Origin of the sequence: Rahnella sp. BCC 1045 (assembly GCF_019049615.1) — a bacterium.
Classification (GTDB): domain Bacteria; phylum Pseudomonadota; class Gammaproteobacteria; order Enterobacterales; family Enterobacteriaceae; genus Rahnella; species Rahnella contaminans.
In genome coordinates, this window is record NZ_JAFMOZ010000143.1 from 50,345 (window position 1) to 65,552 (window position 15,208).

Below are 15,208 nucleotides of genomic sequence, written 5' to 3' on the forward strand. Positions count from 1 at the left end.
AGTCCCGTATCTCACCTGATGAAAATCCATCATCAATATGAAGTCTTTGTCGCAAAAAGTGGTCTGGTGTACTGGTTTGCGCTGTACTCGCGAGATAGTACAACAAAAAAGCCTCACTGGCAGATTTTTGTCACCTGCCGGTGAAGCTTCTGTAGCGTTTTATTTACGCCATTCAGGGCATCATACTGAAAAATCCTTGTAGCGCAATGCCCTGCAAACCTCTCAGACAGCAAGAATGTCTAAGTGGCTGTATCAGCGGGGTTTACAGATATACACAATGGCCGGTGGAAAATTCTTCACCACGCGGATTTTTTTCCAGGTGAAATAGCGCGACAGCAGTTTCTCAGACATCTGGCTGTACTGAAACAGAACCAGCACGCCGTCTTTGCTTTTCAGCTGCTGCTGCGTTTTTTGCAAAATCTTTATGCTGGTTCGCACCGGCATCGACAACAGCGGCAGGCACGAAAACACTGCGTCATAATCCGTGCTCATGTGCTCGGCAGAATGCGCCATCACCTGCAAACGCCGGTCTTCCATCTGATTAAGCTTTCGGACAAACGCGGGCTGAATTTCAAACGCTTCCAGCTTCGCATCAGCGCGCATCCGGCTGAGGATCCGCCGGGTCAGTACGCCATCTGCGGCGCCCAGCTCTGCGATATCCAGCGACGTCGTCCAGTCAATCTGGCTCAGCATCGCATGGCACAACCATGGCGAGGACGGCATCAGCGTCCCCATCGTCCGTGGTGAGGTAATAAAATTCTGCAGATAAAAAAACTGGTTCTGAAGCGAAAGACCGGTGTTCTTAATTGTCATTCTTGCGGTATTCAACATATTAACTCCTCCTGAGGAATCAGACCCCCATTAAGCCAAAAAATTCTTAAGAAATGATTAATAAGGGGAATAAACATCAGAAAGTTTTAACTCAGAAAAATCACATGGGATGATTCTCAAAAAGGTCAAAAATAACAGAGGTGGCACAAATAATTAAAAGGCCAATGTCAGGTGACATTGGCCTTCTCACACTTATTAGCTAAATAACGTCTTAATAAAAAATTTTTCGTTATCAGCAGATAATTTTAATCTTATTTATACAGCTCAACGTTCGCACGGGTCAGGCTGGAATCACCGGGAGTACCGGCACCGACTACGCGGTAATGTGTCGCGCCTTTATCGCTGGCAATCTGTTCCAGCTGGTCATGCAGGCTGCCAGGGACTGTGCTTGGTGCACTCACTGAAACCATACCCAGTGACTGGTAGTTACCACTTTGCGCCTGCATTTCAGAGATAGGCGTTGCGGCAAGTGCTGAGAATGAAGCGACGGTAATTACAGCTGCAGTAAACATAGGTAAGAGTTTCATAATACGCACCTTTATTTTGTTAGTTTCGTTAATTAATGGAGCGGAAGTAATCCGTTGAATTAATTATCGGCGAATCAATGAAAGGGGACGTAATGCAACGTAAAGAAGTTTAACCATTGTGGTAAAAATAAGGAGAGAATGAAAGTAAACATTTCCTAGCAGATAACTGGCCGAAATTCAAAGATATTTAATGGAGAAAGTATGGAGAGTTTTCAAAGTTATTTATAACCCGCACAACATTCGCACAAATCGACGAGAGAGTGCAATCGCTGTTATGATTATTTTTTAGGGTTTTACCTGTCGCCGTGATCACCTGCACAGCCGTGGCGACAGAAGAACGGTTTTCGCGTGTGCGAAAACTGATTTTAACAACAAAATTCCCTGCATCTTCTCTGCGGAATGATGACCGGGACAAAAGGGAGTGTTTATGGCGGGTGGCAGCCTTCTGGCCTTGATCGACGATATTGCATCCATACTTGATGATGTAGCCGCAATGAGTAAGGTCGCGGCAAAAAAAACAGCCAGTGTGTTGGGAGACGATCTGGCACTGAACGCGCAACAAGTTTCCGGTGTTAAAGCCGACCGGGAATTGCCGATTGTCTGGGCGGTGGCAAAAGGTTCGATGGTCAATAAGGCCATTCTGGTACCGCTGGCGCTGCTGATCAGCGCGTTCATTCCGTGGGCAATTACGCCGCTGCTGATGATTGGCGGTGCGTATTTATGTTACGAAGGCTTCGAGAAAATCGCGCACAAACTGATGCCCGGCGATCATCATGAAGAGAAACCGGCGACACCGCAGGTAAAAGATGAGGCCGATGCCAAAAAACGGGAGAAAGAAAAGGTAAAAGGTGCCGTGCGTACCGATTTCATTCTTTCTGCTGAAATTATCGTGATTTCGCTGGGTATCGTCTCATCCGCGCCGTTTATCAATCAGGTCACCGTTATGGTGCTGATTGCCGTCGCCATGACCATCGGCGTTTACGGGCTGGTCGGCGCGATAGTCAAAATTGACGACGCGGGTTTGTATCTCAGTAAGCTGTCGGGCGAGAGCAGTGTGATGAATGGCGTACGCGCGTTCGGCCGCGTCATCGTGAACGCCGCCCCGTGGCTGATGAAAACCCTTTCTGTCGTTGGCACAATCGCGATGTTCCTGGTGGGCGGCAGTATTATCAGCCACGGTTTGCCGTTTATGCACAGCCTGATTGAACCGCTGACCCACGGCCACGAAAGCTGGATCAACACGCTGATTACCGGCGCAACGGATTTAGTGGTCGGCCTTATCGTCGGTGCCGCCGTTCTGGCACTGGTAATGCTCGGGAAGAAGATGTTCGGGAAGAAATAGCGCAGCATAGCTTCCGCCCTCCTCTCACAGGAGGGCGAAACCCTTTCAGGCACTTTACCCCTTAGAAGCCACCAGCATCATAATGTCGCTGGTAAACGAACCGTCGGGCTGGATCTCAAAGTGGCGGGCAACGTCGTCTGACATCTTTTTTTGCAACTCGCGGATGGCGACGGAGAAATGCTCCGGCGTGCGCATGCGGGCAATCCAGCTGGTGAATTCCAGCACCAGACGGTCGGTGGTGACTTCGCCGGCAATCAGACCGGCTCCGGACGCCATTTCCAGCCATTCGCCCGGAGAATAGTTGCGGACGTGCGAGGTGTCGCGCAAAACCTCGACCGTTTGCAGATAGATATCCAGCAGCGGATGCCCCGGCGACACCACGTCCATCATGATAAATTTGCCGCCCGGTTTCAGCACACGCGCCACTTCACGCAGCGCCAGCCCGACATCGTGCCAGTGGTGCGCGGAATACCGGCTGATAATGATATCTGCACTGGCGCTGGCGAACGGCAGTGATTCTGCCACCCCCTGCTGAGTGGTGATATTTTCCAGTTGCTTATCTTTCGCCGCCTGCGCCACCACTTCCAGCATTTGCGCCGACAAATCATAGGCAATCACATTTTTTACGGCGCGCGCTGCAACAAAACTGGCGTGCCCTGCGCCGCAGCCCAGATCAATGACCTGCGCATCCGGGAATGGCGCCAGTAAAACGGCCAGACGTTGTAAATCTGCGCCCTGCGAGTGAACGGCGCTCGTCAGGTAATTTTGCGCCTGCGAACCAAATTGCTTATCGACCGCCTGACTGTGGGTATTTGTTGTCATTTTCATTGCTCCTGTTTGCCTTATTATTTTCGTCGAAACGCCGGTTTCAGATGACCTCAAAATCACTATAGGCATTGTTCTATACGGGTACAATATGAGCATTTATACTGGTATGAGTTACTTCCAGCCTGAGAAAAAATATGATTGATAACGTAGAGTCGCTCAGCGGCCCGGGAGCTTTAGGCGCCTTTTTACGCACGCATCGCGAACGCGTCACGCCGGAAATGGTGGGCCTTCCCGGTTCTGCACGACGCAGAACCAGCGGGCTGCGGCGCGAGGAGCTGGCACAAATCAGCGGCATCAGCGCCACGTGGTATACCTGGATTGAGCAGGGGCGCGATGTGTCTATTTCTGCCGCCACGCTTGACAGGCTGGCGAAATCACTGCAAATGGAACCGGCCGCCCGCGAATATTTGTTCAGTCTTGCGTCGGTGAAAGATCCGCTTGCCGTGCCCCTCTCTGGCGCACCGGATGACAGCCTGAAAAATTGCGTCAATCAGATCACAGGACCCGGTTATCTGCTCGACAGCTGCTGGAATGTGCTGGCGTGGAATCCCCCCGCAGGTGCGCTATTCAGCGGCTGGCTGGGAAAAGTTGAACGGCCTAATCTGCTGGATTTTATGTTTCTGCATCCGCTTTCCCGGCAGCTGGTACCCGACTGGGCAGAACGCGCTAAACGCGTGGTGGCAGAATTTCGTGCGGAGACCAGCCATTACGCTCATTCCGACGCCGTGCGTCAGAAAGTGATCAGCCTGCGCGGGCAAAGCAGCGAATTCAATCAGTGGTGGACGCAACAGGAAGTGCTGGCGCGCGAAGGCGGCGCGCGGCGTTTTAACCACCCGCTCAGCGGCGAAACGCGGTACCGGCAGCAGACGTTTTTCCCGGCGGGTTATGCCGATTGCAAACTGGTGATGCTGGTGCCGGAAAGCTGAATTGCGCTGACGGACAGCCTGCTGTTTTTTCTCACTTATTTGATCTCTACGCTAATTGACATCCAGCGGCCGGATATGTGAGGCTGATTTGATTGGTTTCATAGATGATTTCCGGCTTCCAGGACACCGCAGATGATGACACGCCAGATTTATCAGGACGAAAAAATCGAGATCCGCGCCGCAACCGAACTGGAAGCGATCACGCATTTTGCTGCCGTTCAGGCTTCCGTCGCCGAGATTGGCGAGTGGGAATCCTGGTGCACAGATAAATATTCGCTGGAAGACAGCCGGAAATATCTCACCGACAGCGAGCACAAACGTCATCGCGGCACAGAATTCAATTTCTGTCTGTTTGAACGCGCCACCGGCAATCTGATTGGCAGCGTGGGCATCAACCGCATCAGTCAGGATTATAAGTTTTCTAATCTCGGCTACTGGATCCGCACCGGTTATACCGGTCAGGGTCTGGCCACGCTGGCGGTCAGGGCCACGGCGCAGTTCGCGTTTAAAGAGCTCGAACTGACGCGACTGGAAATCGTCGCGATGGACGGCAATGACGGCAGCCGCCGCGTCGCGGAAAAAGCGGGCGCGACGTCCGAAGGTTTACACCGCAACCGGCTTTATTATCATGGTCAGCCGCGCGACGCCTGGATGTATTCCCTGATCCCCGGCGATCTCTGAGGCTGGCTCCACAAAAAAGATAAGGCAACAGAACATGACTTTCTCTACCCATACCGTTTCTACCGACTGGCTGGCGAAGAATCTGAATTCACCGGACGTGGTCATTATCGATTGCCGTAAATCGAAACCGGGTATTACTCCGCCGATTGATTTTCATGGCAAATATCTCGAGGCGCACATTCCCGGCGCCATTTATGTCGAGGTCGACAGTATTTCCGACTGCACCACCGGCCTGCCGCACATGATGCCAACAGCAGAAGAATTCTCCGCGTCGATGAGCCGCCTTGGCGTGGCCGATACGCAAACCATCGTGCTTTACGATGAAGGGGATTTGTTCTCCGCCCCGCGTGTCTGGTGGATGCTGACCAGTTTCGGCGCGAAAAGCGTGCGCGTGCTCGATGGCGGGCTGAATGCCTGGATTGCCGAAGGTAAACCAACTCAGAGCGGCGAACACACCCGCGTGCCGTCGACGTTCAATGCCAGACTGGTGCGCCCGGTCGTCGCCAGCGCGCAGCAGGTGAAAGATTCCATCGGTAAAGTGCAGATTATCGATGCACGCTCGCAGGCGCGTTTCAAAGCCGAAGCACCGGAACCGCGTCCGGGACTGCACGGCGGGCATATTCCACAGAGCCTCAGCGTACCGTTTACCGAACTGACGCAGGAAGGTCGCATGAAATCGCCGCAGGAGCTGAAAGCAACATTTGAACGGTTGGGCGTGGATCTGAATAAACCGGTGATCACCAGCTGCGGTTCCGGTGTTACCGCCGCGGCGCTGGCTTTCGGGCTTGACGCGCTGGGCGTGAAAGATGTGCTGTTGTATGACGGTTCATGGGCCGAATGGGGCGATGTGAACGAAGATTTCCCGATAGAAACGCACTGATTATCCGCGGGATCTGACAGACAAAACCGGACGCTGAAGCCCGGTTTTTTTAGCTGACAGATTCCGGCATCAGCTCACGCACGCCAAACTCCTCAGCAATTCTTTTCATCTGCCTGATCACTTCATACGCCGGTCGCGGCACCTCGGTAAACGCTTCAATCAGCAACGGTTTACTCACCGGTTCGCGGGAAACTTCATGCAATGCCTGTCTCAGCATCGCCAGATGTTCAGGTGACGTCTGCGCGGAGGTGATCAGCGGAAGCCCCGGCACGGCAGCCGTTTGCCCGACGACAACCAGCCCGCTGACCCGTTCAGGATCGGTGCGACGCAGCAGTTCGAGAGTCACGCAGTCAATCGCCGCAATGTCGGCTTTATGCTGCTGCACGTACAGAAGTGATTCGAGATGGCTGCCGGTCGCCAGCGCCTCAGAGAAGTATTTTCCGTTTTCGGCCAGCGGCGCAACCAGTGCGCGCAGGCTGTTGTAGCCTGACTGCGAATCTGTGCTGTTGAAAGCCAGCCTGCGATGGCGAAAGCTGGTCAGATGTAAGCCGCTGTGTTCTTCACGCGCCAGCAGAAAGCTGCGGTAGCGAAAACCATCACAACCGGGCGCACGGTAACTGAATGTGCCAACCAGCTGCACCTGCGGCAGGCTTTCCACCAGCGGGAAACCGCAGGTCTGGCTCAGCAACAAATCTTTATTCTGCCAGTGCGCCAGCAAATTCGTCGGCCAGCTCAGTGAAACCGGCAGCGGTTTCATGCCCAGCCGCTTGAGTTTACCCAGTAAAGCGACGGTGAAAATTTCCACGTCCAGCGGAGAAATGGCGTACATCGGTAAAGACATCAGCATGATCTGGCAGCTCCGTCAGGGGGTGTCCTGCTGATAATCATAGTCGCTGTGACCGTTTTCTGCTGCCGGATCCCCCGCAGCAAACGGATGCATTTCCACCGCGACCGGCGCGCGCGTATGCTGCCGGAACCACTCGCGGTAGCCTTTTACGACAAACCCTTCGCTGCGCCGGATATACGCATCGCGGTCAGCAAAATATATCTGCCTCAGCGCAAACCACGGCACGCCCGGCAAATCATGATGTACCAGATGATAGTTGAGATTCAGAAATAACAGGCGCCAGACAAAACCGGCTTCGTTGAGCGTGGAACGTGTTTCGGGCGAGTGTTCAGCGCGATGCTCATAGAACGAGCGCACTTTCGTCAGGCTCAGGGCCGGATAGCTGATTGCCAGCACAAACCAGCCCGGAGATACCCCCTGGCGCGCCATCCAGACCAGCAACAGCGCCAGCAAAATCCCATGAACCAGCCACATCGCGACGGTACGCCATTCACCGCGAAAGACGGCCAGCAGTGCGCCAGTCAGCGTGCTGAAAATATCCATCAGCGGGCCGAGTATCATCCGGCCAGGCAAGGTATTGCGCAGACGGACAACGGCCATCATCGCAGGCGTCAGGCTTTCCCAGCTTCTGCGGCTGAAATAATAGGCTTCGGGATCGTCACCGGGGATCGTCAGATGTTCATTTTTGTGATGCTGCAAATGCGTGTCGCGGTAAAGCCCGTAGGGATACCAGACCGCCAGCGGCAAGGTGCCGAGCAGCTGGTTCAGCCAGGCTTTACGTGTGGGATGGCCGTGAATAAGTTCGTGTTGCAGCGACATATACCAGGCGGTAAACCAGATGAGCAAAGGCGTGCCGAGCCACGGACCGAGGCTGTTCCAGAAGAACACCACGGAAAACCAGCCGCCGTAAATGGCGAAAATCAGGCACCACGTCGGTATTTCCAGCCGCCACCAAAGGCTGCGGGAACGCGCTTTAATTTCGCCCCGTTGGTGCGGGCTAAGATAGAAAGAAGAGGACGCCATAATGTGCCGGAGTAAGAAAACGTCGGCACATTATCGGATGACAGTTTGCTGCCGCTAACTAACTTAAAACACTATCTATTGCCAGTTAGCGGTTAAAGCCGGCTCAGCCCTGCAAATCTTTCCGTACGGCCTGAGTGAACTGTTCCATCGGGCAGAAGCCCTGCTTATCCACTTTGCAGCCTTCGATTTGCAACGTGACGCGCTCAGGAGGATTTTTCAGGCTCAGGGCTACGTTGTTACGGATCTGACGTGCTGTCGGATAAACATATTCGATCTTCATCAGATCTTTATCCGCTTTCTTGTCATGCCAGCGCTGGAAGACCACCGTACCGCTGATTGGCGTACGTTCAAATTGCCCCGGCAGGGTGTAATCCTGCGTTTTCAGTGCCGCAAGCAATGAAGCGATGTTCGAATCATGCCCGACCAGCAGAGCCAGTTTTGCCTGCTGTGCAGCTTTCTCATCTGCGGTCGAGGCCTGTTTCGGATCAAGCGCGCCGGAGATGAACGTCAGTAAAGGCTTCGCGGCATTGGCAGCAATCGCCGGAGAGCCAAACAGCGTTTCGTGATACAGATTTTTGATGGTTTCCAGTTTCGTCCACTGATCGTCTGTGCTGATTTTCCCCCACGCTACATCCTTCAGCGGGAAACCTTCGTAATACTGCAGCATGAATGCATCTGCCGCACCGGTTGCCATACGCAACGGCCCGGTAATTCCCGGTTCTTTACCCTGCGTCAGCACTACATCCGAAGGCTGAGACGCCAGATCGCATTGCTGTTTCTCTTTGCAGATTTTGCTGTTTTTATAATCGAGAATATTTTCGAGCAACGCATAGTTCGGCTTCAGACGCTGATTCAGGCCCGGCAAACCGCCCTCGCCCGCGTGCTGGCTGATGGAATTCAGCGCACTGGTTTTAAAACTGTCATTCACTTCGGCGGTAATGATCGGGTTGAATACCGGATCCATTTTGCCAATTTCTACACGGTTGATGACCGGCACATCACAGCCTGGAAATGCGCCGGTGGTGATATGTTTCGCGGTATCAATTGTACGCGGCAGGCTGTTGGCATAGGCGAAAACCTGCTGAGTTTCCGGGCAACCCGCAGCAGGCAGAAGCTTATCTTTCGCCAGCCATGCGCGAAGGTAATGCCCCATATGCTCGGAGATTTGGCCGCCTTTCGGGGTCAGTAACCCCCCTTCTGTTTTCCAGACCGGCCAGGTGTGCGTGGTAGATTCCGCCAGGACATCACCATAATTCACCAGCGGTGCACGGATGCCGTGACGGCTGAGAACCAGCACCTGTTGCAGTTCCAGGTTATCGGATTGTGCGGCCTGAGCGGCGGGCAGTGAGAGTGGTAACAAGCAGGCAAGTGCGGTTAAAGCGAGATAACGCGACGTTGTTTTCACGAGTGTTCCTCTTTATGAATATTCCCTGAAATAAAAAAAGTACCGCACTCATTCTGCGTTCAACAGATTGATAAGTGCGGTGAATTTTCAGCATAGGTGAATATTGAGAAAAAGAGGGAGATCGTGCTCACAACCCCGGCCTGCACTGTCACAAAAGTGTAACAATGCAGAGTATCAGAACTGATACCTCAGCCAGGCGAAGAACACGTTGCCGTTGTTGTAGGTTCCCGGAATATACGTGGCCTGGAAAGTCAGCTTGTTATAACCGATGGAGGCCAGCGGTAAAACGATAGGAATAGGAATATATTTATAGTCATCACGCGCCGTCACGGCGGCCGTATAACCCAGACCTAAACGGAAATCTTTATCCTGCGCAGGTGTCCATATTTTCTCCCAGCCATAACCGCCGATCGGCTCCCATTTATTGTGCGAGTCTTTAAACGCCATAAAATAAATGCCGTTCCAGTTTCCTTTATCATCATAACGGGAAATACCGTAACCGCCGCCCCATGGTCGTTCGTTATATTTGTCAGTTTTCTCTTTATCGTAGGTCAGCCGGTTATGCCAGGTAATAACCGGCAGATACAAATCCTGAGAATCAGAGTCATTCCAGGTGGTGGAGACCTTGTCTTTAAAATCGGACCAGACATTGGCTGCCAGCGATTTGTATTGCACGGTATCCGGATCGCTGACCGGATGTATTCCACTGTTGTTGGCCCACAGGTTTGGGCTAAAAATTACAGACATTAATAAACCGACATCCCTGAGATTTTTCTTATTTACCATATTCAACGTCACTCCTTATCGAAGCAATATCATAAACAAAGCATAAGAAAACAGGTTAAACAGGGTTGTAACAAAAAACGTTTAGACACTTAATTCCCTGAAAATTAAGGGGTGGAGACTTAAATTATCAGAATAGTCTGTAATACTTCTGACTGTTTTAAATTTAATAAAGGTATTTATTAAGTAAAGAAATTCAGTTAAAACTGAAAGCGGAACCAGCCAAACAGAACATTGCCTTTTGTATTCGTCCCCGGCACGTAGGTCGCCTGGAATGTCACCCGCGAATATCCGGCAGACACCAGCGGTAACACCATAGGGAAAGGCACGTAATCATAGTTGTCACGTGCAGAGATGGCGGCAATGTATCCGGCTCCCAGGCGAAATTCCTGATCGCTGAAAGGCTGCCATATCTTTTCATATCCATATCCGGCAACGGGTTCCCAATGATTAAAGGAATCTTTAAACGCCATGGCATAAAGCGCGTGCCAGTTTCCTTTATCGTCATAACGTGAAACGCCGTAACCGCCTCCCCACGGATGTTCATTATATCCGTCAATTTGTTTTTTACTGTGCGTGTGACGATTATGGCGGGTTAATACCGGAATAAAGAGATCTTGCTGTTGAGGTTCATTCCAGGTTTCAGCGATATTATTTTTAAATGAAGACCACAGCCCGTCATTATTTTCTTGTGAAGACATTTCCTGCTGCTGATAATTAGCAACATTTTCCTGCGCCTGTCCATTAATGGACATTAATAATGTACACGTCAAAAGTGAATAAGAGAGTATTGCGCGAGAATTCGCGGAGATTATATTTTCCATTGGCGTAAATGCCCTGTTGAGTTGACCAGGGCATTATATGGCGCTTAACACATATAAATATTTAATAATATATTCAGTAAATATAAACTACTGAGACCCAGATATGCTATTTCATTGTAAAACAGCCGGTTACAAATTTACCCAGCGGCCGTTTTTGACATATCTTCTTACACTCACGAAATTAATATCATGATTACTTTATTTTTTGATATTCGTACATAAAAAAATCCGCAGGCTTTCGCACTACGGATTTTTATTACTTAAGCTTTTTAATGATTAGCCCAGCTGTTTACGCGCGTTGCGGAACATGCGCATCCACGGGCTGTCTTCACCCCACTCTTCCGGGTGCCATGAGTTGCTGACGGTGCGGAAGACACGCTCAGGGTGCGGCATCATGACGGTGACGCGGCCTGAGAGGTTAGTGACAGCGGTGATACCGTTCGGAGAACCGTTAGGGTTGGCCGGATAGTTTTCAGTCGCCTGACCGTTGTTGTCGACAAAACGCAGCGCCACCAGATTGCTGTGTTCGATCTGTGCCAGATGCGCAGCATCACGCACTTCCACATGGCCTTCGCCATGGGAAACGGCGATTGGCATACGTGAACCAGCCATGCCATGCATGAACATTGACGGGCTGGCGGTCACTTCTACCAGGCTGAAACGCGCTTCAAAGCGATCAGACAGGTTGCGCACAAAGCGCGGCCAGTGTTCAGCGCCCGGGATCAGTTCTTTCAGATTCGACATCATCTGGCAACCGTTACACACGCCAAGCGCCAGAGTCTGCGGACGGTGGAAGAATTCAGCGAACTCTTCACGCACGCGGTCGTTGAACAGGACAGACTTCGCCCAGCCTTCACCCGCGCCCAGCACGTCACCGTAAGAGAAACCGCCGCACGCAACCAGCGTATGGAAGTCCTGCAAATCACGGCGACCGGCCAGCAAATCGCTCATATGCACGTCAACCGCATCGAAACCGGCGCGATGGAAAGCCGCCGCCATTTCAACGTGGGAGTTAACGCCCTGCTCACGCAGCACGGCCACTTTCGGACGCGCACCTTTCGCAATATAAGGCGCAGCCACGTCTTCGTCCGGCGCAAAATTCAGTTTCACGTTCAGGCCAGGATCAAGATCGCGGGTTTTGGCCTGATGTTCCTGATCGGCACATTCGGGGTTATCGCGCAGGCGCTGCATCTGCCAGGTGGTTTCTGCCCACCAGGTACGCAATGTGGTGCGGCTTTCGCTGTATACCGGCTTATCGTCCTGCGTGATGATGAAGCGGTCACCGGTTTCAACAGTACCGAGGTAATGCGTGCAGTCTGCCAGACCGAACTGTGCCAGCGTATGTTCGACGGCTTCACGGTCAGAAGCGCGAACCTGAATCACTGCACCCAGCTCTTCGTTAAACAGCGCCGCCAGAGAATCGTTGCCCAGAGCGGCGATATCCGCCGTCAGGCCGCAGTGACCGGCAAAGGCCATTTCCGCCAGCGTGACCAGCAAACCACCGTCGGAACGGTCATGGTAGGCCAGCAGTTTCTGTTCAGAAACCAGCGCCTGCATGGCGTTGAAGAAGCCACCTAGCTGTTCAGCACTGCGCACATCCGCTGGCGTGTTGCCGAGCTGACGATAAACCTGCGCCAGCGCCGTCGCGCCCAGTGCGTTGTGACCGGCACCCAGATCCACCAGCAGCAATGCGGTGTCGCCTTTATCGGTGCGCAGTTGCGGCGTCACGGTATGACGCACGTCTTCGACGCGGGCAAATGCCGTGATGACCAGAGACAACGGTGACGTCATCTCGCGTTGTTCGTTGCCTTCCTGCCAGCGGGTTTTCATCGACATGGAGTCTTTGCCCACCGGAATGGTGATACCCAGTGCCGGGCAAAGCTCTTCGCCGACCGCTTTCACCGCGGCATACAAACCGGCATCTTCGCCCGGGTGACCGGCCGCAGACATCCAGTTAGCAGAAAGCTTAACGCGTTTCAGGCTGCCGATTTCGACCGCGGCCAGGTTCGTCAGTGCTTCACCGACGGCCATGCGACCGGAAGCGGCAAAGTCCAGCAAGGCGATTGGCGCACGTTCGCCCAGAGACATCGCTTCACCGTGATAGCTGTCGAGGCTGGCGGTAGTGACCGCGCAGTCAGCCACCGGGATCTGCCACGGTCCCACCATCTGATCGCGTGCAACCATACCGGTCACGGTGCGGTCGCCGATGGTGATCAGGAAGGTTTTCTCCGCCACAGCAGGCAGATGCAGAACGCGGTTTACCGCTTCGGCAATCTGAATATTTTCGCCGTTGAGATCATCGCCCTTCGCTTTGAGCGTGGTGACGTCACGGGTCATTTTCGGGGTTTTACCCAGCAGTACGTCCAGCGGCATATCAATCGGCTGGTTATCGAAATGGCTGTCTTCCAGAGACAGATGCATTTCTTCTGTGGCTTCACCGATCACCGCGTACGGGGCGCGCTCGCGTTTACAGATCGCGTCGAACTGCGCCAGCTGAGCCGGTGCAACCGCCATGACGTAACGTTCCTGCGATTCGTTACACCAGACTTCCAGCGGGCTCATGCCCGGCTCGTCGTTCAGAATGTCACGCAGCTGGAAGCGGCCGCCACGGTTGCCGTCGCTGACCAGTTCAGGCATCGCGTTGGATAAACCGCCTGCACCCACGTCATGGATAAACAGAATCGGGTTGGCTTCACCGAGCTGCCAGCAGCGGTCGATCACTTCCTGGCAACGGCGTTCCATTTCCGGGTTATCGCGCTGTACGGAAGCAAAATCCAGATCCGCGTCAGACTGGCCGGAGGCCATTGAAGAAGCCGCACCGCCGCCCAGACCGATATTCATCGCCGGGCCGCCGAGCACAATCAGTTTCGCGCCAACGGTGATTTCACCTTTCTGCACGTGATCAGCACGGATGTTGCCGATACCGCCCGCCAGCATGATCGGTTTGTGATAACCGCGCAGCTCAGGGCCATTGTGGCTGTTGACGTTTTCTTCGTAAGTACGGAAGTATCCCAGCAGCGCCGGACGACCAAATTCGTTGTTAAAGGCTGCGCCGCCCAGCGGGCCGTCAGTCATAATATCCAGCGCGGTAACGATACGATCCGGCTTACCGAAATCTTCTTCCCACGGCTGTTCGAAGCCCGGAATACGCAGGTTAGAAACGGAGAAACCGACCAGACCGGCTTTCGGTTTTGCACCGCGACCGGTTGCGCCTTCGTCACGGATTTCGCCGCCGGAACCTGTCGCCGCACCCGGCCACGGAGAGATCGCCGTCGGGTGGTTATGGGTTTCAACCTTCATCAGGATGTGCGCCTGCTCCTGATGGAAATCGTACAGACCGTCTTTCGCATCGGCGTAGAAACGGCCGACCTGCGAACCTTCCATCACGGCAGCGTTATCTTTGTACGCAGAAAGCACGTGATCAGGCGTCTGTTCGAAGGTGTTTTTGATCATCTTGAACAGGGATTTCGGCTGCGTTTCGCCGTCGATAATCCAGTCAGCGTTGAAGATTTTATGGCGACAATGCTCTGAGTTTGCCTGTGCGAACATATACAGTTCGATGTCATTCGGGTTGCGCCCCAACGACGTAAAGGCCTCCATCAGGTAATCAATTTCGTCCTGCGCCAGCGCCAGACCCAGTTTGGTATTGGCGGTTTCCAGCGAGATACGGCCTTCGCCGAGAATATCGACATGCTGAACCGGTGCAGGCTGTTGCTGCGCGAACAGCGCGCTGGCGTCTTCGAGTTTGCCAAAGACGGTTTCCATCATGCGATCATGCAGCAATGCGCCCAGCTGCGACCATTGTGCTTCGGTCAGTTCAGGAGCCTGAACATAAAACGCCAGACCGCGCTCAAGGCGAAGAACCTGAGATAAACCGCAGTTGTGTGCAATATCAGTCGCCTTGGAAGACCACGGAGAAATGGTGCCAGGACGCGGGGTAACCAGCAGTAAACGACCTGTTGGCGCATGTTCAGCGAGAGAAGGACCGTATTTCAGGAGGCGTTGCAGCTTGGTTTGTTCGTCCGAATTCAGCGGCGCGCTGACATCGGCAAAGTGTACATATTCGGCGTAGATATCATTGACCGGAAGGCGTGCTTCCTGACAGCGGGATAATAATTTGTTAATGCGAAAAGCCGACAAAGCGGGCGAACCACGCAGTATTTCCATAATCACAGATCTCTCGTCTTCGAAGACACTGACCACAGTGCTTCATTGGGCGCAACAGGGGGAAAACGCGGGCTATTATAAAGAAAGCTTGCGGCATACGAAACCGTTTGCGTCGGGAATATTGATATTCACTCATAACCTTAT

Annotated in this window: 13 protein-coding genes; 4 read left to right on the forward strand and 9 right to left on the reverse strand. The window is 53.1% G+C overall.

The window, feature by feature from the left end:
* Positions 1–252: 252 nt before the first annotated feature.
* Positions 253–831: a class I SAM-dependent methyltransferase gene (locus J1782_RS23410; protein ID WP_208949873.1), complete on the reverse strand. Its 579-nt coding sequence runs from the start codon at positions 829–831 to the stop codon at positions 253–255.
* A gap of 251 nt (positions 832–1,082) precedes the next feature.
* Positions 1,083–1,358, reverse strand: coding sequence for a DUF1471 domain-containing protein (locus J1782_RS23415; protein WP_152327838.1), 276 nt, complete (start codon positions 1,356–1,358; stop codon positions 1,083–1,085).
* 427 nt (positions 1,359–1,785) lie between these two features.
* Here J1782_RS23415 and J1782_RS23420 point away from each other — a divergent pair, with 427 nt between their 5' ends.
* Positions 1,786–2,700, forward strand: coding sequence for a DUF808 domain-containing protein (locus J1782_RS23420; RefSeq protein WP_165059269.1), 915 nt, complete (start codon positions 1,786–1,788; stop codon positions 2,698–2,700).
* A gap of 54 nt (positions 2,701–2,754) precedes the next feature.
* Here the strand turns inward: J1782_RS23420 and J1782_RS23425 are convergent, their stop codons facing one another.
* Positions 2,755–3,522, reverse strand: coding sequence for a class I SAM-dependent methyltransferase (locus tag J1782_RS23425; protein ID WP_208949872.1), 768 nt, complete (start codon positions 3,520–3,522; stop codon positions 2,755–2,757).
* A gap of 140 nt (positions 3,523–3,662) precedes the next feature.
* On the opposite strand from J1782_RS23425, the gene J1782_RS23430 reads away from it, so the two are divergent.
* The 3 genes from J1782_RS23430 to sseA all read left to right on the forward strand — a co-directional run bounded on the left by J1782_RS23430 (position 3,663) and on the right by sseA (position 6,015).
* Positions 3,663–4,454, forward strand: coding sequence for a helix-turn-helix transcriptional regulator (locus J1782_RS23430; protein WP_152327835.1), 792 nt, complete (start codon positions 3,663–3,665; stop codon positions 4,452–4,454).
* 132 nt (positions 4,455–4,586) lie between these two features.
* Complete coding sequence (locus tag J1782_RS23435) at positions 4,587–5,135, forward strand: GNAT family N-acetyltransferase (protein ID WP_152327834.1); 549 nt, start codon at positions 4,587–4,589, stop codon at positions 5,133–5,135.
* Between the two features lie 34 nt (positions 5,136–5,169).
* A complete protein-coding gene (gene sseA / locus J1782_RS23440; RefSeq protein ID WP_152327833.1) occupies positions 5,170–6,015 on the forward strand; it encodes a 3-mercaptopyruvate sulfurtransferase in 846 nt (281 codons plus the stop codon).
* A gap of 49 nt (positions 6,016–6,064) precedes the next feature.
* Here the strand turns inward: sseA and J1782_RS23445 are convergent, their stop codons facing one another.
* The 6 genes from J1782_RS23445 to purL all read right to left on the reverse strand — a co-directional run bounded on the left by J1782_RS23445 (position 6,065) and on the right by purL (position 15,067).
* The gene (locus J1782_RS23445; protein WP_193333207.1) at positions 6,065–6,862 is read right to left on the reverse strand and encodes a phosphate/phosphite/phosphonate ABC transporter substrate-binding protein; all 798 of its coding nucleotides are present in this window, start codon (positions 6,860–6,862) and stop codon (positions 6,065–6,067) included.
* 15 nt (positions 6,863–6,877) lie between these two features.
* Positions 6,878–7,885: a fatty acid desaturase gene (locus tag J1782_RS23450; RefSeq protein WP_165059264.1), complete on the reverse strand. Its 1,008-nt coding sequence runs from the start codon at positions 7,883–7,885 to the stop codon at positions 6,878–6,880.
* A gap of 103 nt (positions 7,886–7,988) precedes the next feature.
* Positions 7,989–9,290: a bifunctional glucose-1-phosphatase/inositol phosphatase gene (agp, locus tag J1782_RS23455; RefSeq protein ID WP_165059263.1), complete on the reverse strand. Its 1,302-nt coding sequence runs from the start codon at positions 9,288–9,290 to the stop codon at positions 7,989–7,991.
* 174 nt (positions 9,291–9,464) lie between these two features.
* Positions 9,465–10,037 carry a lipid IV(A) palmitoyltransferase PagP gene (pagP, locus tag J1782_RS23460; RefSeq protein ID WP_165059262.1) on the reverse strand — a complete coding sequence of 191 codons (573 nt, stop codon included), beginning with the start codon at positions 10,035–10,037 and terminating at the stop codon, positions 9,465–9,467.
* Between the two features lie 236 nt (positions 10,038–10,273).
* Positions 10,274–10,828: a lipid IV(A) palmitoyltransferase PagP gene (gene pagP, locus J1782_RS23465; protein WP_371819820.1), complete on the reverse strand. Its 555-nt coding sequence runs from the start codon at positions 10,826–10,828 to the stop codon at positions 10,274–10,276.
* Positions 10,829–11,173: 345 nt separating this feature from the next.
* Complete coding sequence (gene purL, locus J1782_RS23470) at positions 11,174–15,067, reverse strand: phosphoribosylformylglycinamidine synthase (protein WP_217154046.1); 3,894 nt, start codon at positions 15,065–15,067, stop codon at positions 11,174–11,176.
* Between the last annotated feature and the right edge of the window lie 141 nt (positions 15,068–15,208).

Bases quoted from the DNA above. Each gene is read 5' to 3' on its own strand.
- J1782_RS23410 (WP_208949873.1), bottom strand. From the start codon at position 831: ATGTTGAATACCGCAAGAATGACAATTAAGAACACCGGTCTTTCGCTT.
- J1782_RS23415 (WP_152327838.1), bottom strand. From the start codon at position 1,358: ATGAAACTCTTACCTATGTTTACTGCAGCTGTAATTACCGTCGCTTCA.
- J1782_RS23420 (WP_165059269.1), top strand. From the start codon at position 1,786: ATGGCGGGTGGCAGCCTTCTGGCCTTGATCGACGATATTGCATCCATA.
- J1782_RS23425 (WP_208949872.1), bottom strand. From the start codon at position 3,522: ATGACAACAAATACCCACAGTCAGGCGGTCGATAAGCAATTTGGTTCG.
- J1782_RS23430 (WP_152327835.1), top strand. From the start codon at position 3,663: ATGATTGATAACGTAGAGTCGCTCAGCGGCCCGGGAGCTTTAGGCGCC.
- J1782_RS23435 (WP_152327834.1), top strand. From the start codon at position 4,587: ATGATGACACGCCAGATTTATCAGGACGAAAAAATCGAGATCCGCGCC.
- sseA (WP_152327833.1), top strand. From the start codon at position 5,170: ATGACTTTCTCTACCCATACCGTTTCTACCGACTGGCTGGCGAAGAAT.
- J1782_RS23445 (WP_193333207.1), bottom strand. From the start codon at position 6,862: ATGCTGATGTCTTTACCGATGTACGCCATTTCTCCGCTGGACGTGGAA.
- J1782_RS23450 (WP_165059264.1), bottom strand. From the start codon at position 7,885: ATGGCGTCCTCTTCTTTCTATCTTAGCCCGCACCAACGGGGCGAAATT.
- pagP (WP_165059262.1), bottom strand. From the start codon at position 10,037: ATGTCTGTAATTTTTAGCCCAAACCTGTGGGCCAACAACAGTGGAATA.
- pagP (WP_371819820.1), bottom strand. From the start codon at position 10,828: ATGTCCATTAATGGACAGGCGCAGGAAAATGTTGCTAATTATCAGCAG.